The organism is Streptomyces sp. CB01580, from assembly GCF_001905795.1.
Taxonomy (GTDB): domain Bacteria; phylum Actinomycetota; class Actinomycetes; order Streptomycetales; family Streptomycetaceae; genus Streptomyces.
Genome location: NZ_LIXJ01000005.1, coordinates 176858 through 196588 on the forward strand (window position 1 = coordinate 176858; position 19731 = coordinate 196588).

General features: G+C 72.0%; 18 protein-coding genes and 1 pseudogene. 9 read left to right on the top strand and 10 right to left on the bottom strand.

The genetic code is table 11. The features are described 5' to 3' along the window. Nucleotides 1–70: 70 nt before the first annotated feature. From AMK22_RS11025 to AMK22_RS11040, 4 genes are read right to left on the bottom strand one after another with little or no spacing between them, the layout of a single operon-like run. The gene (locus AMK22_RS11025) at nt 71–1264 is read right to left on the bottom strand and encodes an ABC transporter permease (RefSeq protein ID WP_073783865.1); all 1194 of its coding nucleotides are present in this window, start codon (nt 1262–1264) and stop codon (nt 71–73) included. Beyond that, nucleotides 1261–2079, bottom strand: a complete 819-nt coding sequence (locus AMK22_RS11030; protein WP_073783867.1) for an ABC transporter ATP-binding protein — start codon at nt 2077–2079, stop codon at nt 1261–1263. The genes AMK22_RS11025 and AMK22_RS11030 overlap by 4 nt, the downstream gene beginning before the upstream one ends. Next, nucleotides 2076–3152, bottom strand: coding sequence for a peptidoglycan-binding protein (locus AMK22_RS11035; protein ID WP_073783869.1), 1077 nt, complete (start codon nt 3150–3152; stop codon nt 2076–2078). Before AMK22_RS11035 ends, AMK22_RS11030 begins: the two co-directional genes overlap by 4 nt. Then, nucleotides 3149–3808 carry a hypothetical protein gene (locus AMK22_RS11040; RefSeq protein WP_073783871.1) on the bottom strand — a complete coding sequence of 220 codons (660 nt, stop codon included), beginning with the start codon at nt 3806–3808 and terminating at the stop codon, nt 3149–3151. Before AMK22_RS11040 ends, AMK22_RS11035 begins: the two co-directional genes overlap by 4 nt. A gap of 136 nt (nt 3809–3944) precedes the next feature. Between AMK22_RS11040 and AMK22_RS11045 the strand changes: the two genes are divergently transcribed. The 4 genes from AMK22_RS11045 to AMK22_RS11060 all read left to right on the top strand — a co-directional run bounded on the left by AMK22_RS11045 (nt 3945) and on the right by AMK22_RS11060 (nt 7719). Beyond that, nucleotides 3945–4637, top strand: a complete 693-nt coding sequence (locus tag AMK22_RS11045; RefSeq protein ID WP_073783873.1) for a response regulator transcription factor — start codon at nt 3945–3947, stop codon at nt 4635–4637. Then, nucleotides 4634–6268 carry a sensor histidine kinase gene (locus AMK22_RS11050; RefSeq protein ID WP_079186061.1) on the top strand — a complete coding sequence of 545 codons (1635 nt, stop codon included), beginning with the start codon at nt 4634–4636 and terminating at the stop codon, nt 6266–6268. The genes AMK22_RS11045 and AMK22_RS11050 overlap by 4 nt, the downstream gene beginning before the upstream one ends. Then, nucleotides 6265–6759: a hypothetical protein gene (locus AMK22_RS11055; protein ID WP_073783875.1), complete on the top strand. Its 495-nt coding sequence runs from the start codon at nt 6265–6267 to the stop codon at nt 6757–6759. Before AMK22_RS11050 ends, AMK22_RS11055 begins: the two co-directional genes overlap by 4 nt. 99 nt (nt 6760–6858) lie before the next feature. Continuing rightward, nucleotides 6859–7719, top strand: coding sequence for a phosphotransferase enzyme family protein (locus tag AMK22_RS11060; protein WP_073783877.1), 861 nt, complete (start codon nt 6859–6861; stop codon nt 7717–7719). Nucleotides 7720–8068: 349 nt separating this feature from the next. Here the strand turns inward: AMK22_RS11060 and AMK22_RS11065 are convergent, their stop codons facing one another. Beyond that, on the bottom strand, nt 8069–8797 hold the full coding sequence (locus tag AMK22_RS11065; protein ID WP_073783879.1) for an SDR family oxidoreductase: 729 nt from the start codon (nt 8795–8797) through the stop codon (nt 8069–8071). Nucleotides 8798–9457: 660 nt separating this feature from the next. On the opposite strand from AMK22_RS11065, the gene AMK22_RS11075 reads away from it, so the two are divergent. The 4 genes and pseudogenes from AMK22_RS11075 to AMK22_RS11090 all read left to right on the top strand — a co-directional run bounded on the left by AMK22_RS11075 (nt 9458) and on the right by AMK22_RS11090 (nt 12887). Beyond that, nucleotides 9458–10822, top strand: a complete 1365-nt coding sequence (locus tag AMK22_RS11075; protein ID WP_073783881.1) for an MBL fold metallo-hydrolase — start codon at nt 9458–9460, stop codon at nt 10820–10822. Between the two features lie 72 nt (nt 10823–10894). Continuing rightward, a pseudogene (locus AMK22_RS11080) lies at nt 10895–11269 on the top strand (rhodanese-like domain-containing protein); the annotation flags it as partial. Nucleotides 11270–11403: 134 nt separating this feature from the next. Beyond that, on the top strand, nt 11404–12150 hold the full coding sequence (locus AMK22_RS11085) for a sulfite exporter TauE/SafE family protein (RefSeq protein ID WP_073783883.1): 747 nt from the start codon (nt 11404–11406) through the stop codon (nt 12148–12150). A 158-nt stretch (nt 12151–12308) separates the two neighbouring features. Beyond that, a complete protein-coding gene (locus AMK22_RS11090; RefSeq protein WP_073783885.1) occupies nt 12309–12887 on the top strand; it encodes a rhodanese-like domain-containing protein in 579 nt (192 codons plus the stop codon). 386 nt (nt 12888–13273) lie between these two features. Here the strand turns inward: AMK22_RS11090 and AMK22_RS11095 are convergent, their stop codons facing one another. Further along, on the bottom strand, nt 13274–13897 hold the full coding sequence (locus tag AMK22_RS11095) for an SRPBCC family protein (protein WP_073783887.1): 624 nt from the start codon (nt 13895–13897) through the stop codon (nt 13274–13276). Nucleotides 13898–14122: 225 nt separating this feature from the next. Continuing rightward, nucleotides 14123–15088 (bottom strand): winged helix-turn-helix domain-containing protein, encoded by a 966-nt coding sequence (locus AMK22_RS11100; RefSeq protein WP_073783889.1) that lies wholly within the window; start codon nt 15086–15088, stop codon nt 14123–14125. Between the two features lie 162 nt (nt 15089–15250). On the opposite strand from AMK22_RS11100, the gene AMK22_RS11105 reads away from it, so the two are divergent. Continuing rightward, entirely contained in the window at nt 15251–15631 is a 381-nt protein-coding gene (locus AMK22_RS11105) for a hypothetical protein (RefSeq protein WP_073783891.1), read from the top strand. A gap of 64 nt (nt 15632–15695) precedes the next feature. Here the strand turns inward: AMK22_RS11105 and AMK22_RS11110 are convergent, their stop codons facing one another. The 3 genes from AMK22_RS11110 to AMK22_RS11120 are packed head-to-tail and all read right to left on the bottom strand — an operon-like array spanning nt 15696 to nt 19560. Then, complete coding sequence (locus tag AMK22_RS11110; RefSeq protein ID WP_073783893.1) at nt 15696–16874, bottom strand: acyl-CoA dehydrogenase family protein; 1179 nt, start codon at nt 16872–16874, stop codon at nt 15696–15698. Next, entirely contained in the window at nt 16871–18055 is a 1185-nt protein-coding gene (locus AMK22_RS11115) for a CaiB/BaiF CoA transferase family protein (protein WP_073783895.1), read from the bottom strand. The genes AMK22_RS11110 and AMK22_RS11115 overlap by 4 nt, the downstream gene beginning before the upstream one ends. Further along, nucleotides 18052–19560, bottom strand: a complete 1509-nt coding sequence (locus AMK22_RS11120; protein WP_073783897.1) for an aldehyde dehydrogenase family protein — start codon at nt 19558–19560, stop codon at nt 18052–18054. Before AMK22_RS11120 ends, AMK22_RS11115 begins: the two co-directional genes overlap by 4 nt. Nucleotides 19561–19731: the final 171 nt, after the last annotated feature.

Consider the following 19731-nt stretch of genomic DNA (forward strand, 5'->3'; position numbering starts at 1 on the left):
ACTGGGAGCCGTGCACGGCGCACCGTCCCACCCCGTACCCCGCTCACCCCTCACTCCTTGCGCCGCTGCCTCACGTCGCGTGCAGGGCCACGGTCGGGTGGAGGCGGGAGGCGCGGATCGCCGGATAGAGGCCCGCGACCACGCCGATCAGGAGGGTGGCGGCCAGGCCACCCGCCAGGGACCAGGGCGGGACCACCGCGGTCCACTCCTGGACCCGCGCGAAGCCGTACGTCACCGCCGCTCCCAGCAGCGCGCCCGTCACGCCGCCCAGCGCCGACAACAGCAGCGACTCCGCCAGGAACTGGAGCCGGATCGCGCTGCGGGTCGCGCCCAGCGAACGGCGCAGCCCGATCTCCTGGCGGCGCTCCAGGACGGAGATGACCATGGTGTTCGCCACGCCCACACCGCCCACCAGGAGGGCCACCGCGCCCAGGCCGAGCATCAGGGTCGTCAGTCCTTCGTCGGTGGCGGCCTTGGCGGCCAGCGCGTCCGAGGGCCGCGAGACCTTGACGCCCGCCTCGTCCCCGGGGCTGATGGTGCGGGCCAGGACTGCCCGCACGTCCTCCACCGAGGCGTCCGTGGAGCGCTCGAAAATGGTGGTGGGGTGGCCGTCGAAGCCGAAGTGGCGCTCGGCGGCGGGGAATCCGACCATCGCCACCCGGTCCAGGGTGGGCACGAGTTCGAGCGGCTTGAGGATGCCGACGACCACGACGCGGGTGTCGTTCATCATGATCGTCTCGCCGGTGCGGGTGATGCCGAGGCGTTCCGCCGCCACCGCCCCGAGAACCGTCGTCGGGAGGCGCTCACCGGCCGGGTCCAGCCAGGCTCCCTTGTCCACCTCCCCGCCGAGCGTGGACAGCAGGTCGAGGCGGGCCGCCTGCGCGGTGACGCCGGCGGTGCGTTCCTCGGGGACGACATCGCTGCGGCGGATCCGGGCGTCGACGTCGGCGGTGGCCGTGGCATGCAGCACCGGGCCGACGCGCTCGACCATCGCCACCGCGTTCTTGGGCAGCTTGACCGCCCGCCCCATGGCGTCCTCGCCCGCCTCGGCCGTGAGGAGGTTGGTACCGAGGCGGTCGAGCCGGGCCATCAGGTCCGCACGGCTCGACTCGGACAGACCGACGACGGCGACCATCGTCGCGATACCGATGGCGATGCCGAGCGCCGAGAGCACCACACGCGCACGGCGCGCGCGAAGGCCGAACGCGCCGACGCGCGCGATGTCGCTGAGGGGGAGGCGGGACGGTCTGAGGTCGTTCTTCACCGACCGGCCTCTTCTTCCGTACGGGAGGCGGGTCCTGGGCCGGAGCGTGCGGTGGGCTCCGCGCCGGAGCGCGTGGCCGGTCCCGCGCCGGAGTGCACGGCGGGTCCTGCGTCGGCGCGCGCGCCGCGCCGCGTGCCGGAACGCGAGTCCGCCACGATCTCGCCGTCCCTGAACCGGACCCGTCGCGGCAGCGCGTCCGCGATCTCGTTGTCGTGGGTGATCACGCAGATGGTGGTGCCGGACGCGTTCAGCTCGTGCAGCAGCTCCATGACGATCTCGCCGGACGCGGTGTCCAGCGCCCCGGTCGGCTCGTCCGCCAGCAGCAGCCGAGGGCTTCCCACCAGGGCGCGGGCGATGGCCACGCGCTGTTTCTCGCCGCCCGACAGCTCGTTCGGCGTGTGTGCACGGCGGTGGTCCAGCCGCACCTTGGCCAGCGCCTCCCGGGCACGCGCACGCCGTTGGCTCAGCGGTACGCCCGCGTACAACAGCCCATCGGCCACGTTGTCCACCGCGTCGCGCCCCGCCGCCAGGTGGAAGTGCTGGAACACGAAGCCGATGTGGCGGGCGCGCAGCGCGGAGAGCCGGGAGTCGGAGAGCTCGGACACGTCGTATCCGGCGACCCGGACGGTGCCCGTGGTGGGCTTGTCGAGAGTGCCCATGATGTTGAGCATCGTGGACTTGCCGGAGCCGGACGGGCCGACCACGGCGACCATTTCACCTTCTTCGACGGTGAGGTTCACTCCACGCAGCGCGTGGACGCCACCGGGGTACGACTTGCCGGCATCGCGCAGTTCGATCACCGGGTCCCATGTCATGACTTCGCCACTCCGACCTTCAGTCCCTCGCGCACGTCCGGTCCGCTGACCTCGATCAGTCCGTCGGCGGTCATGCCCGTCTCCACCCGCACCATCGTCGAAGTGGTGCCCCGGACGACCTGGAGGCCGTAGCCGCCGTTCTCGCCCCTCAGCGCGACGACCGCCTCGACGGGGACCGCGAGGACCCCCTTGCGCGCCTCGCTGACGAACTTCACGCTCGCCGACACCGCGGTGTCCTCGCCGGACGCGGCTTTCACCCCGCCGTCCAGGACGACCTCGACGGTGATGCCCTCCTGCGCACCGGCACCGCCCCCGGCCGCGGAGTCCTCCGGGCGTACCGTCCCTGCGACGTCGCCGGACACGGTCTTCCCGCTCGGCAGGGTGACCTCGACCCTGGTCCCGCGTGCGGTGAGCGCGCCGTCGGTCTGGTCGAGTTGCGCCCGTACGACGGGCTTGGTGGAGGCGATCGTCAGGACCGGTGTGTCAGGGCCCACCTGGTCGGCGAGCGCCGCGTCGGCGGAGACCACTTTGACCGGGCCGGGCTGGAAGACGACGTCGCCCTGGCCGACCCTGCCGGTGGTGTCACGGTTCAGGGACTTCTGCCACCGTTTGACGGCGGCCTCGGTGTCCGTGTCGTACCGCGTGTCGACGTACAGGTTCGCCCCGTACCCCAAGTCGCGCAGGGCGCGCTCCAGTTGGAGTACATCGGTGCCGCGGTCGCCGACCTTCATCTCGCGGAACATCGGGACCGGCCCGTAGAGAAGGGTGACGGGCTTGTCGTTCAGTTCGTACAGGGCCTGTCCCATGGTCAGTGTCTTCCCTTCGGAAGCGGCCACCGTGACGGTGCCCTCGACGGCGGACTTGACCGCGCGGCGCTGGGCGAAGTCGAGCTTGCCGTCGACCGTCTTGGACTGCACGAGGTCGGTGCGTACGACGGTCGCGGTGGCGGGCGGCAGGTCGCCGCTCCTGCCGGAGGCGCCCGCGTCGCCCCCGTCGAAGGGGAGCAGGAAGCCCCCGGCGACAGCGGCGACGACCACGGCGCCGAGTGTGATCGAGAGGGTGCGGCGCTTCACTGCATGCCGTCCAGACCGTCGAGCAGCTTCGACCTGCATGCCTCGCGGGCCTTCTTGTACGCCGGCGAGTTCGGGTCGAGGGACGGCGACGCCGGGTTGGGGTCGCCGCCCGGCTGGGCGTGGCCGCCGCTCATGGTCGGATTGGTGAACCTGGAGACGCCGTTGTCCCGCATGCACTTGGCGTGCGCGAGCATCGACTCGTAGTCCTTCTGCTGGTCCCGCTGGGGCTCGGCCGCCATGGCGGCCCGGAACTCGTCGACGCAGGCGCCCCCCTTGCCGCCCTTGATTCCTGCGTTGGCACGGGGCTGGGCGCCGACCTCGTTGATCTTGTCCCAGTCGAGGTGCCCGCTGAGCTTGGGGTCGGGGAAGTCCTTGTAACCGCCCTTGGCGCGCATGCACCGGACGTACTTCATCTGGGCGTCGTAGAACTCGCTCTTGCCCGCGGCCGGGCCGCCCTGGCTCTTCCCGTCCTTCGCGGTGCTCTCGGCCGGCGATTCCGGTACGTCGGCGATCGTGTCGTCCTTCTTCGTCCCGCCGACACTGTCGTCCCCGCCGCCGCAGGCGACGGAGAGCGCGAGCACGGGCACGGCCACAAAGGCGGCCAGGCGCAGCCGGGCGGTGGTGACTCGGGGGTTCGTCCTGATGAGGAAGTTCATGCGTCCCACGCTCGCCGCCACGGATGATGAGCCGTCCATGGCCACATGATGGGAACGTAACAATGCCCCCGACCTGCGGGTCCGCCCCCGTTCCGGACTAGGCGCAAGGGGCTCGGGCGTGCTCATAATCGGCCCCATGCCGCATGTGCTGCTCATCGAGGACGACATGTCCGTACGGGACGGAATGGAGCTCGTGCTGCGCCGGCACGGGTACGGCGTGGACACCGCCGCCACCGGCGAACAGGCGCTCGCCCTGCTCGCCGGGAAGCAGGGCACGCGGGTGGAACTGGCCGTCGTGGACCTGATGCTGCCCGGGATGGACGGCTTCGAGGTGTGCCGCCGCATCCGGGCCCGCTCGGCGACCCTGCCGGTCATCATGCTGACCGCGCGCGGCGACGACCAGGACATCGTGACCGGGCTGGAGGCCGGCGCCGACGACTACGTCGTCAAGCCCGTCACCGCGCCCGTGCTGCAGGCCCGGATCCGGGCCGCGCTGCGCCGTGCGGAACCGTCGGCACGGCCGGGGCCGGACGCCGATCTCGCCGGTCTGACGATCGACCGCGCCGGACTGACCGTCACCAGGAACGGCACCCCCGTCCCGCTCCCGCCCACCGAACTGCGGCTGCTGCTGGAGCTGTCGGCCTCCCCGGGCCGGGTCCTCAGCCGCGAGCAGCTGCTCGAATCCGTCTGGGACCACAGCTTCCTGGGCGACTCCCGGCTGGTGGACGCGGCGGTCGGCAGACTGCGGGCCAAGATCGAGGAGGTACCGGCCAAGCCCCGGTACATACAGACGGTGCGGGGCTTCGGCTACCGCTTCGGGCCCCTGTGAACCGTACGGTCGGGGGGCACGAGGACCAGCGCCGTGACACCTCGGCTCGACGCACGTGGCGGCTCGTCGGTGGGCTGCGCACCCGGCTCGTCGTCACGTTCGTCCTCGTCGCCCTCGTCAGCGCGCTGACCGCGACGACCCTCGCCTACCGGGACGCCCGCACCGCGGTCCTCCGGCGCACCCAGGACACTGCCGTGGACGACCTCCGGGAGCGGGCCACCGCGGTCGCCGCCGACTTCGACCTGCCGCCCGATCAGGAGTCGCTGTCCCGGTTCGCGGCGAAGGTCTCCGACGGTCTCGGCGCCCGCATCGTGGTCGCCCGCTACCAGGACCTCGTCGCGGTCTCCGACATGCTCGCCGACACGAAGGAACGGATCACGGTCGAACTGCGCGCCGCCGTCACGACCGGGAGCGGTGCCCGGTTCCAGCGGGTGACGTGGCGCGGCGAGCCCTACCTGGTCGTGGGCATGCCCGTGACGTACACCGACGGGGACCGCGGAACCTCGGGTCTGGACGTCTACGCGATCACGGATCTGCGGGCCGAACGCGACGACACCGCCGCCCTGCTGGACTCCGTACGGGCGGGCACCGTGCCGGTGGTGCTGCTGGCCGCGGTCCTGGCCCTGCTGGCCGCGGGGACGGTCCTTCGCCCGGTACGGAAGCTGGGCCGGGCCACCCGGGAGCTCGCGGGCGGAGACCTCGGCAGCCGGGTGGCCGTCAGCGGGCACGACGAACTCGCCGACCTGGCACGGACGTTCAACGAGACCGCCGACGCGCTCCAGACCTCCGACGCGGAACTGCGCGAGCAGGAGGCGAAGGCACGCCGCTTCGTGGCGGACGTGTCGCACGAACTGCGCACGCCCCTCGCGGCGATGACGATGGTGGCGACCGTCCTGGAGGAGGACGCCGACCAACTGCCGCCGGACGCCGCGCGGGCGGCCCGCACCGTGGGCGCGGAGACGGCACGGCTGTCCCGGCTGGTCGAGGACCTGATGGAGATCTCCCGCTTCGACGCCGGGGCGGTACGGCTGAACGCGTCCGAGACGGATCTGGCCGACACCGTGCGGGCGTCGCTGGCACTGCGCGGCTGGACGGACCGGGTGGAGACGCGCCTTCCCGAAGGGCTGCGGGCGGTGGTCGACCGGCGCCGCATCGACGTGATCGTCGCGAACCTGGTGGGCAACGCGCTGCGGCACGGGGCCCCGCCGGTCACCGTGACCCTCGGGACGGCCCGCGCGGCGGACGGGGACGGGGAGGAGTGGGTGACGCTGGAGGTCGCCGACCACGGCCCCGGGCTGCCGCCGGAGGCCCGGGAACGGGTCTTCGACCGGTTCTACAAGGCGGACGCGGCCCGTACGCGCGGCGCGGCCGCCGACGGACTGGGCAGCGGCCTCGGTACGGCGATCGCGCTGGAGAACGCACGGCTGCACGGCGGCACGATCGACGTGGCCGCCGTTGCCGATGTGGCCGGGGTCGCCCATGTGGCCAGGGCGGCCGACGTGCCCGATACCACCGATGCGGCCTACGCCGCCGGCATCGCTCGCACGGCTGATGCGGCCGACGGACCGCGGCGCGGCGCGGTGTTCACACTGCGGCTGCCCCTGCGACGCACGGAAGGGGAGGCGGGATGAGGGGCCGGTTCACGGGTCTGGCCGTCGCGCTGGGAATCGTCCTCACCGGCTGCGGCGTCCAGCCGACCGGGGTGGTGGGCGCGGGCGAGCCCGCGTCCGGGCTGACGCACGGGGCACGGCTGTACTTCGCGACCGCCGGCGGACTGCGCGCGGTGCCCGTGGGCGACAGGGAGATCAAGAACCTCGCCACGGTGGTGAAACTGCTTCTTCTGGGGCCGCCGCCCGGTGGCCGGGCCGACGGTCTCACCTCGTTCGTCGAGCTGCCCGGCTTCACGGCGACCGGAAAGGGGGCCCAGGTGACGCTGCACCTCTACGGGGTCTACGCGGGGACGGGACGCGACCAGGGCACGGGGCAACTGGTGTGCACGCTGGCGCGCGCCCAGTCCGTGCTCGCTCCGGAGGTCAGGACCGATGACGTGGAGGTCACCCTGCTGCCGTCCGAGGGCGCCGCGCTGGGCCCGTACCGGTGCGCGGAGTTCCTCAACAGGTGAGGGTGCGCGGCCGTCGGTGAACCGCGACGCGAGAAGCAGTCCGCGGACGGCCGGGTCGGCATCGCCCTCGCTCATCCATGCCAAGATACGAGGGTGGATATGACCGACGTCACGCGTGCGATCGCGGCTGCGACTTCGGTCGCCGCATCGCTCGACCTGCCAGCCAACGATGCAATCGTTCTCCACAACTCGAACAAGCTGGCACTGCGGCTGACGCCATGCGACGCCTTTGCCCGGGTCGCCCCTGTGGGACAAGAGGTTGCACAGTTCGAAGTCGATCTCGCTCAGCGGCTCACCGAGGCCGGATGCCCGGTGTGTCCCTTGGAGCCTCGGACGGACCCGCGTGTGTACACGCGCGATGGCTTCGCAGTGACGCTGTGGACCTACTGCGAGCCCGTGACACCTCACACCTCACCAGTCGACTACGCCAAGGCGCTGGAGCAGCTGCACGCCGGCATGCGCAAGGTCGATGTGCCGAGCCCGAGGTTCACGGACCGGATCACGGAGGCGGAAGAAGTTGTCGCCGACCCGGATCGCTCGCCGGAACTCACCGACGCGGACCGCGTGTTCCTCGGCGGCAGGCTGGCAAGCCTGCGACGAGCGATCGACGACCGCGGCGCCGTGGAGCAGCTGCTCCACGGCGAACCGCATCCAGGCAATGTGCTCAGCACGAAGAACGGCCCGTTGTTCATCGACCTCGAGACGTGCTGCCGTGGACCCGTCGAGTTCGATCTCGCCCATGTTCCCGAGGCGGTCTGTGCGCACTACCCAAGCGTTGACCAAGGGCTGCTGGACGAGTGTCGGCAGCTCGTCATCGCGATGGTCGCCGCGTGGCGTTGGGAGCTTGGCGACCAGTTTCCGAATGGGAGGCGATTCGGAGAGGAATTCCTGCGCTTGCTGCGCGAGGGTCCTCCTTGGCCGACACTCGACACAGTGACCAGGCGACTGGATGATCTGTAGAAATCGCCGAAGGTCACGTGAAAGCGGCAAGGAACCAAGCGACGAGACTGTCGCCGTTGCAACCCCATGCGCGCCGGCCTCGCTGCCGCGCCGGACCATGGCGCCGGCGCCAACAAACGTGGCAATTCATCACAGATGTCAAGAATCTTGGCCAGGTGGTGCCACGGGGGTGGAGTTCTCGCCGTTCCTGCTCCTGCGCAGACCTGCGACGGCGGAGGCTGCTCGCCCGTTGAAGGGACGCAGGCCCGCCGGGTAATGGTCGGGGAACTGTCCGAATGCCCCCGGTCCGGGGCCCATGGGCCGCCGGACCGCGGTGTGAGTCGCCGTGCGTGGACGTGCCGGGAACCGGTCAGACCTGTTCGAAGTGGAACGCCTTGATGAAGCAGTCGCGGGGCTGGGCGACGGCGAAGAGGATGCACTCCACGAGTGACTGCGCGGTGAGGGTGTCCTTGGCCTCGCGTGGTGTGGTCTCCCACTGCTCGGAGAGCGGGTCAGGGTTGTCGAAGTCGGGCGGGTAGAGGGAAATCACTCGGACCCCCTGGGGCCTCAGGCGCTTGGAGAGGATCTCGGTGAACCCTGCCTGGGCGCTCTTGGCCGCGTAGAAGGCGTCGTGCGCGTCCGAGCGGTGATGACCGGCCGTTCCGCAGCCGGAGACCATGGTCACCACGTCCGGCTTGTCCGAGTTGAGCAGGAGGGGGAGGAAGTTCTTCACGGTCAGGACGGTGCCGGTGGCGCCGGATGCGATGGTGTCGACGACGTCGGCGTCGGATGCGGATTGGAGGTCTGGTCCTTCGAGGTAGCGGGAGCCGTTGTTGATCAGCACATCGATGCGGTCGGTGTGACGGGCGACGCCGGCAGCGAAGTCGCGGATCGAGGCCGGGTCAGTCAGGTCGCAGGCGAAGGCGTGGACCCGCTGGGGCCCTCGGCCGCGAATCTCGTCGCGGACACGTTCAGCGGCGGCCAGAGTGCGCGCGGAAAGGAAGACCTCGGCGCCGAGGTCCGCGAGACGGATGGCCAAAGTGCGTCCGAAATCGCGGCCGGCGGCGGTAATGACCACACGGTGATCGTCGAATCTCATGTCGGTGCTCCTGGTGCATGGATCGGAGGTTGTGGTGGAGTGCGGCGGCTGACCTCGGCGGCGTAGGCGGCCCAGTCTCCAGCTGCGGCTCGCTGCCATGTGACGGCGACGGTGATGTCGATGCCGAGGGTACGGGCGAGGACTGCTGCGGGTAGCTCGGTGGCGAGCTGGAACAGCGCGGTCGAGCGGGCTTCCGCTAGTGCTGTGACCGGGAAGGTTCACCGGCTCGCGACGCCCGGCACGGCACCTCGCGGTGTTGTCGCATCACCCGCGTACGTCCAGTACGCGGACGATGCTCCGCCTTGCGATGCACCGCACCGGACGCCGCGAGCCACCCGGCAAACCTTCCCGGTCACAGCACTAGCCGGATGGCGCGGTGCGGCGCCAGGTGTCCTCCCCGGTCGGCAGGCGAGGGTTGTTCTCCAGGGCCCAGACCACTCTCTGGCGATAGTGGGGACGGTGGGGCGCCGACCGGCGGAGGGCCTCGGGTGCTTCTTCGCGCTGCCGGTTTGCCGGCCGCGCCCTGCGAGGTGCGCGCGGCTCACGGCCCTCCCGCGCTCGCGCAGGGCTCTCCCCGCCTCGAAAAATACCCCCAGGGGTATCGTGCTATCGTCTAGATATACCCCGGGGGGTAAGTGCAATCACTGGAAGGGAGTGCCCATGTTCTTCGTCGACACGATCGAGGTGGCAGGGCTCGGCAACCGCAGCTACCTGGCGGGCGGCGAGCGGACGGCCGTGGTGGTCGACCCGCCCCGTGACATCGACCAGGTGATCGCGGCGGCAGCGCGGCGCGGGGTGCGGATATCCCACGTCGTCGAGACGCACCTCCACAACGACTACGTCACCGGCGGTCTGGAGCTGGCCCGGCTCACCGGCGCGGCCTACCTCGTCCCCGCCGCGGCCCACGTCTCCTACGACCGCGTGCCTGTGCACGACGGCGACCGCAGCGAGATCGACGCCGAGGCCGGCCTGGCGCTGCGCGCGCTGGCGACGCCCGGCCACACCCCGCACCACACCTCGTACGTGCTCGAAGAGAACGGCAAGGCCGTCATGGTGTTCACCGGCGGTTCGCTGCTGATCGGCACCGTGGGCAGGCCCGACCTGGTCGAGCCGCGACTGACGGAGCACCTCGCCCGGGCGCAGCACGCCTCCGCGCACCGCCTGGCGGACGAGCTGCCGGACGACGCGGCGGTGCTGCCGACCCACGGCTTCGGCAGCTTCTGTTCGTCACGGCAGGCGGCGGGCGAGTCCACCACGATCGGCAAGGAGAAGGCGTCGAACGAGGCGCTCACCCGTGACGTGGAGACCTTCGTCGCCGATCTGCTGGCCGGCCTGGACGACATACCCGCGTACTACGCCCACATGGGCCCGGCCAACGCCGCGGGCCCCGCCCCGGTCGACCTGACCCCGCCCGCCCTGGCGGACGCCGACGAGATCGCCGCCCGGCTCGCCGCCGGCGAGTGGGTGGTGGACCTGCGCAACCGGGTCGCGTTCGCCGAAGGCCATGTCGCCGGTTCGTTCAACTTCGAGGCCGAGGGGCAGCTCGCCACCTACCTGGCCTGGCTGATCCCGTGGGGCAAGCCGGTGACCCTGCTCGCCGAGTCCGCGGAGCAGCTCGCCACCGCCCAGCGCGAACTGGTGCGGGTCGGCATCGACCGCCCGGCCGCCGCGGCCACCGGAGAACCGTCGCGCTGGGTGCGGCAGGGCGAGGCCCCGGCCTCCTTCCGGCGGGCCACGTTCGCCGATCTCGCGGAGCACCCCGGGGACGGCATCGTCGTACTGGACGTCCGCCGGGAGTCCGAACGGGCGGCGGGCCATGTGGCGGGCTCGGTCCACATTCCCGTCCACCTCCTGCACCGCCGCCTCCACGAGATCCCCGCGGGACAGGTGTGGGTCCACTGCGCCGGAGGCATGCGCGCCGCCATCGCCGCCTCCCTGCTCGACGCCGCGGGCCGGGACGTCGTCGCCGTCGACGACCCCTTCGACGCGGCCGAGCAGGCCGGGCTCACGATCCGCACGCGCTGACGACGGCCGTCGCGGATCAACGCGCCCAGACGATCGACGCACCCCAGAGAACGAACAGGAGCGAGAACCACGATGAGCCTCTTCGGACGCGACCGGAGCGGCCCGGAACGGGTGACCGTGCAGGAGGCCGCCGCACGCACCGGGCACGCGCGAGCGGCCGGAAGCACCGCGGCCTCCGCAGACGGCGGAACCTGCGTACTGCTCGACGTACGCGAACCCCACGAGTGGCAGGCCGGCCACGCCCCCGGCGCCGTGCACCTGCCCCTCGCGATGCTGACCGCCGATGCCGAACTGCCCGCAGCGGCGCGGGCGCGACCGGTCGTCGTGATCTGCCGGTCGGGCGTTCGCTCCCGGCAGGCCGCCGAACTGCTCCGGGCCCGCGGCGTCGAGGCCGTCGACGTCATCGGCGGCATTCAGGAGTGGGCCGACGCGGGCCTCCCGGTCGTGACCGGCCTCCCGGTCGCGCCGGAGCTCCCGGTCGAGGACGGGCCCCCGGGCGGGGACTCGCAGGGCGTGGGCGTGCACTCGCCGGGCGGGGACTCGCGGGGCGGGCACTCGCCCGGCGGGAACGGGACCTCCCTGTGAGCGCGGTGATACTCGCCCTGGTCTCCGGGGCCGTCATCGGCCTGGCGCTCGGAGCGCTCGGGGGCGGCGGCAGCGTCCTGGCCGTCCCCGCCCTGATCTACCTGCTCGGCTTCACCCCCGTCGCGGCGACCACGGCGAGCCTGGTCATCGTCGCCGTCACCTCCGCCACCGCCCTGCCCGCCCACGCCCGCGACGGAAACGTCCGCTGGCGCACCGGGCTGCTCTTCGCGGCGGCCGGGATCGGCCCGGCCATGCTGGGCGGCGTACTCGCCGGACGCCTGCCGGAGGCCGTGCTGACCGCGGCGTTCGCCGTGATCGCGGCCGCCGCCGCGGTACGCATGCTCAGACCGCGCCCGTCCCCGGAAGGCGCCACCGGCGCACGGCCGGGCCGGGCGGCGGCCGCCGGCGCCGGACTCGGCGCGGTCACCGGTGTGCTCGGCGTGGGCGGCGGCTTCCTCGCCGTCCCCGCGCTGGTGAACGTCCTCGGCATGCGGATGCGGGCGGCCGTGGGCACCAGCCTGCTCGTCATCACCGTCAACTCCCTGGCCGCCCTGGCGATGCGCGCCGGTACGGCCGACGGCCTGGACTGGGCCGTCATAGCACCGTTCACCGGCGCGGCGATCCTGGGCGCCTGGGACGGCAGACGCCTGTCGGCGAAGCTGTCCGGGCACGCCCTTCAACGGGTGTTCGCCCTGGTCCTGCTGGCGGTGGCCGGCTTCATGCTGGTGGACGCGGTGGTGTGACGACCGCCTGCCCGGGAGTCCTGCCGTCCGAGCGGGATTCCCGCCGACGATGACGGAATCGACTGCCTCCGTTCCCGCAAAACACTGAAAAGAATACCCCCAGGGGTACCGTGCGTCCCGATCCGGGGCGGCGGCGACCATCAAGGAACACATCTGCCATGAACACCCCCATCGCTCTCGACGCCGACCAGGCCCACGCCCGGCTGCACGAGCTCACCGTCATCGACGTCCGCACCCCCGGCGAGTACGCCTCCGGCCACCTGCCCGGCTCGCTCAACATCCCCCTGGACCAGATCCGGCGCGCGCTGCCCGAGATCCGGCGCGCGACGGAGCGCGGCGACGTCCTCGTGGTGTGCGCTTCCGGCGCCCGTTCGGAGGGCGCCTGCGAGCTCCTGGCCGAGCAGGGCATCCCGGCGGCCACCCTCTCCGGCGGCACCGGCGCGTGGGCCGCCGCGGGGCACGACCTGCAACGGCCCGTCGCCTGTGACACCCGCGCCAAGTGGAGCATGGAGCGCCAAGTGCGCTTCACGGCGGGGACGGTGGTGCTCCTGGGCCTGCTCCTCGGCCTGCTGGTGCACCCGGCCTTCCAGCTTCTCTCGGCGGGCATCGCGGGCGGCCTCGTCTTCTCCGCACTCACCAACACCTGCGGCATGGCCGTCCTGTTGGCCAAGTTGCCGCACAACCGTCCCCGCGCGGCCGATCTCGCCGCGACACTCACCGCACTGCGCCACCGCTGACCGACGGCACGGGGCGGCCGGCGCTCGACGACACGAGCCGCGGGCCCGCCCCGCCCGCACCTCGGATAAGGGCTGTCCCGTCGGCCGGCCGCATCACAACGCACCGGGCACGCAACGGCCGCGTCATCAACCGGACACGTCCCGGGGATTCGACCCGGACGGCAGCGACGGGGCCCTCGACAGCCGTCCCCCAGCGTGCCGGACATGCCATTCAGGGGCTTCCTTGCCCATACTTTCCTCGACAAATCAAGGGATTCGATGGCGCCTTGAGATAATCATTTCCGGGCGCCGGAAATTCCGAGGTCCACACCATTACCCCTGTTGTCAAGTGTGAGTATCCGTACATGCCCAGTGCGCTCAGCAGGGGGGCCGCCGTTCCCGTCATCTCAACGGGTGCGGGCTTCGGCGGCGGCCTTCAGCTCGCGCAGCCACGCTTCGAGCCCCTGGCGCAGGATCTCGGTCGCGGCGGGGACGTTCGCATCGACCTGGGGACCGGTGTGGGTCTCCTCGGTGCTCACGCGGACGCCGCCTCCGACCTCGGTGAAGTTCCATACGTGGATGCCGTCGATGCGCAGTCCCTCACCGACCGCGGGGCCGGTCCAGCGGATGCAGGAGCCGCGCCTGAGCTGCTCGACCGTCGAGGTGATCTCCAACTCGGTCGCCGGAGTGGCGGGGTTGGGCGGCACCGGGGTCGTCCACCGGAACGCCGAGCCCTTCCGGAACGGGCCGTGGTCGAGGCGCCCCACGGTCTCGATGGAGTCCTGCCAGGACGGCCAGCGCTCCACGTCCGTCTGCAGCTTCCAGATGGTGCGCAACGGCGCGTGGATCAGGGTCTCGGTCCGGTGGCGGACCCGCGCGTCGGGGTCGACGCCCTGCCCTCGGCAGGTGAGGGAATCGCCGGAGCGTTGGGAGGTCGCCCCGGCCGGTGCGGCCGTGGTGCCGAGAAGGCCGATGGCCAGTGGGACGGCGAGCAGGGCGGCGCGGACGCCGGTGCTGCGGACGGTGGACATGGTGCTCCCCCTGTCGGTTGTCAGGCGGGCGTCGCCTGCCGTGCGACGGCACTTCGACAACAGCCCTTGGATGCCTACGCGTTCGTCAGAAGTTATAACCAAGCGCGAAACGAAAGGTCAAGAGATTTCGTGAAGCCCTCTAACGAAAACTTGAAGCCGTAGCCATCGGAGCCATTCCCGGGCGCCTCGGCGAACGGGCCGGCTCACGGCCGGTCGGGGAACGGCTCAGCGGCGCCTTGCCAGGGCGCGGCCGAGCGGCGTCAGCGCGTGCAGCACCATGCAGCCCCGCCGCGTACTGGTGATGAGCCCCGCCCGGCGCAGCACGGAGGCGTGCTTGCTCGCGGTGCCGATGGACACGCCTGTGCGGAGGGCGAGTTCGCCCGTCGAGCAGGGCGGGTTCAGCGCCCGGAGGGCCCTGGCGCGCGTCCGCCCCAGCAGTTCGGCCAGGCCCTCGGGATCCGCGGGCGACGGAGGGGGGTGGCCGACCGGGTGCACCAGCACGGGGGAAAGGTCCGGGTCGATGAGTGTCACCGGGGCCTTCGCGCAGAAGTACGAAGGGATCAGGGTGATGCCCCGGCCACGCAGATGCAGGTCACGGTCGAGCGGGTAGTCGGCGGTCAGCGTCGGGGGCGTCCAGCGGATGCACGGCGGCAGTCTGCGCAACAGCCGTTCGACACCGCCCTCCAGGACGTCGTGGCCGTGCTGTGCGCGGACGAGGTGGAACGTCTCGCCGATCAGCGGCAGTTGTGGTGCGATCAGTTCGTGGAAGTACGTGGCGAGGGCCTCCTGGAGGTCCTGCCGGGCGGAGCGGTCGCCGTCGGCGAGGCGGCGGACCCACGGGGGCGGGGTGCGCGGGCCGAACTGCGCGGCGAGTTCGCGGCGGAGCCGGGCGGCCGCGGTGGCTCGGATGCGGTCGAGCGACGCGCCGAGGTCCTCCGCGCCCGGCGGGGTGAGGAAGTCGGGGAAGTCCCCTCGGCGCGGGACGAGGGTGGTGACGCAGCGGATGGGGGCGCGGAGGTCCCGTCGGTCGAGCCGGGAGCGCACGTGGCGCAGCCACGGTCCGTACTCCGACGGCGGGCACGGGGACTGCAGGACGTGAAGGCTGTTGACCAACTCCCACATGTGGTCCGGGCGGGCGACCACCGTGGTCCGTGCCAGGTCGTCCGCCGTGAAGTGGATGCGCAGTGCCATGCGGTCCCCCGTGTGCAGAGCTGAACCTTTTCCGTGTGCCGCAAACTGTTGGTGTCCCGGCGAGTGGCACTTCCATCATGGGAAGAGCTCATAAACGAGCGGTCAACGACGAAGGGCCGCGGTCCGGACCGGGACCGCGGCTTCGACAAGGGGGAAGCTCTCATGCGCAGGGTTCGAAGCACGATCGGCAGGACGATCGCGGCGGCGGCCGTCCTCGCCACAGGCTCGGTGCTCTCGCTCGGTGGCGGCGCCACCGCGGCAGAGGCGGCCGGCACGATCCACGGATGTCCGTCCGGCGCCGTCTGCCTCTATCCGAACGGCAGTTGGGCCAACGACAAACCCACCTACAAGTTCTACAGCTACGGCGTCCACAAGATCTACAACCAGATCGGCACCAAGCGGATCTTCAACAACCAGACCGGGGGCGCGACCGCCCGCAACTGCTACGACGCCAGCGGCACGAACTGCGGCGGACACCAGCGAGCCGGCACGTACGCCGACTACGACTACACCCCGTACAACTCCGTCCGACTCGTCAAGTGACGGCAGCGCCGGTTCCGGGCGCGGGCGTGCGGTCGGCGCGCCCGGAACCGGCGTGCGGGGCGGGTCAGCGGTAGGCGGCCTGACCGGTGAGGGCCTGACCGATGACCAGGGTGTGAATCTCGCTGGTGCCCTCGTAGGTGAGCACCGACTCCAGGTTGTTGGCGTGGCGCAGCGGCGAGTACTCCAGGGAGATGCCGTTGGCGCCGAGGACGGTCCGGCATTCGCGGGCGATGGCGATGGCCTCGCGCACGTTGTTGAGCTTGCCGACGCTGATCTGTTCGGGGCGGATGCGGTCCTGGTCCTTCAGGCGGCCCAGGTGCAGGGCGAGGAGGGCGGCGTTGCCCAGGGAGACGCTCATGTCGGCGAGCTTCTTCTGGGTGAGCTGGAAGCCGCTGATGGGCCGGTCGAACTGGACGCGCGCGTCGGCGTAGTCGAGGGCCGTACGGAGGCTGTCGCGGGCGGCGCCGACGGCACCGAAGAGGATGCCGAAGCGGGCCTCGTTGAGGCAGGACAGCGGTCCGCGCAGGCCCTGGGCGAGGGGGAGGCGGGCGGAGTCGGGCAGCCGGACGCTGTCGAAGTACAGCTCGGAGGTGATGGAGGCGCGCAGGGACATCTTCTGCTTGATGTCCTGGGTGGTGAAGCCGGGGGTGCCGCGCGGGACGAGGAAGCCTCGGACGCCGTCCTCGGTCTGCGCCCAGACGGTGGCGACGTCGGCGATGTCGCCGTTGGTGATCCACATCTTGGAGCCGTCGAGGATCCAGTCGCCGCCGTCCCGGACGGCCTTGGTCCGCATGGCGGCGGGGTTGCTGCCGAAGTCGGGTTCGGTCAGCCCGAAGCAGCCGATCGCCTCACCGGCGGCGAGCCGGGGCAGCCATTCCCGCTTCTGGTCCTCCGAACCCCACTTCCAGATGGAGTACATGGACAGCGAGCCCTGCACGGAGACGAAGCTGCGGAAGCCGGAGTCGGCGGCTTCGAGCTCCAGGCAGGCCAGGCCGTAGCTGACGGCGTTGGTGCCCGCGCAGCCGTAGCCGTCGAGGTGCATGCCCAGCACGCCGAGCTTGCCGAGTTCGGGGGCGAGTTCGCGGGCGAAGTGCGCGTTCTCGAACCATTCGGCGATGTGCGGGCGGACCCGGTCGGCGAGGAACCTGGCGACGGTGGACTGGATCTCGCGTTCCTCCTCGCTGAGGGCGGAGGAGAAGTCGAGCAGGTCGAGGGGGTCCTTCATCGGCTTGGTGGCGCTCATCGTGTGCTCCTTGGGTGGGTGGGGTCGGGGGTGTCCAGCCAGTCGGTGATCTCGCCGGTGTGCTCGCCCAGCCGGGGCGGGCGGCGGTCGTGGCGGGGCGGGGTGCGGGACAGGGAGATCGGGTTGGCGACGAGGTCCATGGGGGCGCCGTCGTCGCCGGTGACCGTGGCCCGGGGCGAGAGCCCGAGGCGTTCGGCGAGGTCGAACGCCTGGGCGAGGTCGTTGACGGGGCCGCAGGGCACGCCCAGGGGCGTGAGGTGTTCGAACCATTCGGCCGCGGTGCGGGTGGCGAGCAACTCGCCGATTTCCCGGGTCAGTTCATCGAGGTGGGCGACCCGGTCGGGGTTGGTGGCGAAGCGGGGGTCGTCGGCGAGGTGCGGGGCGCCGAGGCCCTGGCTCAGGGCGGTGAACTGGCGGTCGTTGCCGACGGCGACGACGAGCGGCCCGTCCTTGGTCGGGTAGACCTCGTAGGGCGCGATGGACGGGTGCCGGTTGCCCAGGATTCCGGGCACCTGCCCCGCGAGGGTGTATCCGGCGGACTGGTTGACCAGGCTCGACAGCAGGGTGGAGAGCAGGTCGACCTCGACGTGCTGCCCCTGGCCGGTCGCGTCGCGGTGGCGCAGCGCTGCGAGCACGCCGGTCGTGGCGTGCAGCCCGGTGAGCACGTCGACGAGTGCGACGCCGGTCTTCACCGGCTGCCCGGGGGCGGGGCCGGTGACGCTCATCAGTCCGCCGACGGCCTGGATCAGCAGGTCGTACCCGGGCAGGGCGGCGCCGGGCCCGGCGCCGAAGCCGGTGATCGAGCAGTAGACGATGCCGGGGTTGGATGCCCGGACCCGGTCGTAGCCGAGTCCGTGCTTCTCCATCGTTCCGGGCCGGAAGTTCTCGAACAGCACATCGGCACGGCGCGCCAGTTCGGCGGCGCGGCGCCGGTCGGTCGCGTCGCGCAGGTCGAGCGCGACCGAGCGTTTGTTGCGGTTGACGGACAGGAAGTAGGTGGCCTGGCCGTGGGCGTGGGGCGGGCCCCACGCCCGGGTGTCGTCGCCGGCGGCGGGGTGCTCGACCTTGACGACGTCGGCTCCGAGGTCGGCGAGGAGCATGGTGGCGTAGGGGGCGGCGAGGACGCGGCCGAAGTCGGCCACGAGGACGCCGCTCAGCGGCAGCGCGCAGGAGGTGGTCACGGTGTCGGCCCTCCGGAGCTTCGCAGGTACACGGTCGTGGTGCGGGTGAAGAACTCGCGTGCCGCGCGGCCCTGTTCCTTGGGTCCGTACGCGCTCTGCTTCGCGCCGCCGAACGGGACGTGCGGATCGGCGCCGGCCGTCTCGGAGTTGATGTGCAGGATGCCGACGTCGATCCGCTGCACGGCGGCGGTCACGGCGCGCAGGTCGTCGGTGAAGACGGCGGCCGACAGGCCGAAGTCGCTGTCGTCGGCCAGGGCGAACGCTTCGGCGGTGTCGCGGGCGCGGCGCACGGCGAGGACCGGGCCGAACAGCTCCTCGCGCCACAGCGGGTCGTCCCCGGCCAGTTCGACGACGGTGGGCGGGAGGAACGCGCCGGTCGTGCGGTCGTCGTCGTACGGGCGGCCGCCGGTGAGGACGTCGACACCGGGGCGGGCGGCGGCCTCGCTCACGGCCCGCTGGATCCCGTCCCTGGCCCGCAGGGAGATCACCGGGCCCATCTCGGTGTCCGGGTCGAGGGGGTCGCCGACCCGCAGGGCGGCGGCCCGCTCGGTGAGCCGGGCGAGGAAGGCGTCGGCGACGGGCTCCGCGACGACGAGCCGGGAGGTGGCGGTGCACTTCTGGCCCGCGGAACGGAAGGCCCCGGCGAGCACCTCGGTCGCGGCCAGGTCGAGGTCGGCGTCGGCGAGGACGACCGCCGCGTTCTTGCCGCCCATCTCGGTCTGCACGGGCCGGGCCAGGCGACCGCAGGCGGCGATCAGGTCCCGGCCGACCGATGTCGATCCGGTGAACGTCACCGCGTCCACCCCGGGGTGCTCGACGAGTCGGCCCCCCAGGTCTCCGTCGCCGACGAGCAGCGACAGCACGCCCTCCGGCAGCCCGGCCTCGACCAGGGCCTCGGCCAGTCGCACCGCGAGCAGCGGAACGGTGCTCGCGGGCTTCCACACGACGGTGTTGCCGTAGCCGAGAGCGGGGGCGATCTTCCAGGCCGGGATCGCGATGGGGAAGTTGAACGGGGTGACGGCCGCGACCACGCCGACCGGGCGGTGGATCACCTGGATCTGCTCGCCGGGCCGGGGCGAGGCGAACACCTCGCCCACGGGACGCGAGGCCTCGCCCGCGTAGTAGCGGAGGATCTCGGCGGCGCGGCGCACCTCGCCGATCCCCTCGGCCCGGGTCTTGCCCTCCTCCCAGGACAGTTCCTCGCCCCACTGCTCGGCGTGCGCGTCGATGACGTCGGCGGCCCGGTCGAGGATCCGGCCGCGTACGTGGTGAGGGGTGGCCGCCCAGCGGGGGAAGGCGTCGCGGGCGGCGGCGACGGCCTCGTCGAGGTCGTGCTCGCGGGCGAGCCGCCCGGTCGCCACCGTCTCGTGCGGGCGTGCCGGGCTGGTGTCGACGAGTTCGTCGCCGTCGCCGGGCCGCCACCGCCCCGCGACCAGGTGACGCAGGGTCCGGGCCGGTCTCGGGACTCCGCCCGCCGCCACGCTGCTGCCTGCACTGTGCCGCATCGGCCTTCCTCTCGTGACTCCGTACGCGTCCATGACTCCCGTGCGCACCCGTGGGCCGGCACGCCTCCGCTCCCGGCCCCCGGGCTCGTGTCCGTGGGGCCGTGCGCGCCGTCCGTCGGGGCTCCGGGCGGTGAGGACGATTCTGGGGACCAGGTGGGTGCCACCGCACTG

Coding starts and splice junctions, on each gene's coding strand:
- AMK22_RS11090 (WP_073783885.1), top strand. CDS start 12,309: ATGAACACCCCCATCGCTCTCGACGCCGACCAGGCCCACGCCCGGCTG.
- AMK22_RS11105 (WP_073783891.1), top strand. CDS start 15,251: ATGCGCAGGGTTCGAAGCACGATCGGCAGGACGATCGCGGCGGCGGCC.
- AMK22_RS11075 (WP_073783881.1), top strand. CDS start 9,458: ATGTTCTTCGTCGACACGATCGAGGTGGCAGGGCTCGGCAACCGCAGC.
- AMK22_RS11065 (WP_073783879.1), bottom strand. CDS start 8,797: ATGAGATTCGACGATCACCGTGTGGTCATTACCGCCGCCGGCCGCGAT.
- AMK22_RS11060 (WP_073783877.1), top strand. CDS start 6,859: ATGACCGACGTCACGCGTGCGATCGCGGCTGCGACTTCGGTCGCCGCA.
- AMK22_RS11120 (WP_073783897.1), bottom strand. CDS start 19,560: ATGCGGCACAGTGCAGGCAGCAGCGTGGCGGCGGGCGGAGTCCCGAGA.
- AMK22_RS11100 (WP_073783889.1), bottom strand. CDS start 15,088: ATGGCACTGCGCATCCACTTCACGGCGGACGACCTGGCACGGACCACG.
- AMK22_RS11095 (WP_073783887.1), bottom strand. CDS start 13,897: ATGTCCACCGTCCGCAGCACCGGCGTCCGCGCCGCCCTGCTCGCCGTC.
- AMK22_RS11110 (WP_073783893.1), bottom strand. CDS start 16,874: ATGAGCGCCACCAAGCCGATGAAGGACCCCCTCGACCTGCTCGACTTC.
- AMK22_RS11045 (WP_073783873.1), top strand. CDS start 3,945: ATGCCGCATGTGCTGCTCATCGAGGACGACATGTCCGTACGGGACGGA.
- AMK22_RS11040 (WP_073783871.1), bottom strand. CDS start 3,808: ATGAACTTCCTCATCAGGACGAACCCCCGAGTCACCACCGCCCGGCTG.
- AMK22_RS11055 (WP_073783875.1), top strand. CDS start 6,265: ATGAGGGGCCGGTTCACGGGTCTGGCCGTCGCGCTGGGAATCGTCCTC.
- AMK22_RS11030 (WP_073783867.1), bottom strand. CDS start 2,079: ATGACATGGGACCCGGTGATCGAACTGCGCGATGCCGGCAAGTCGTAC.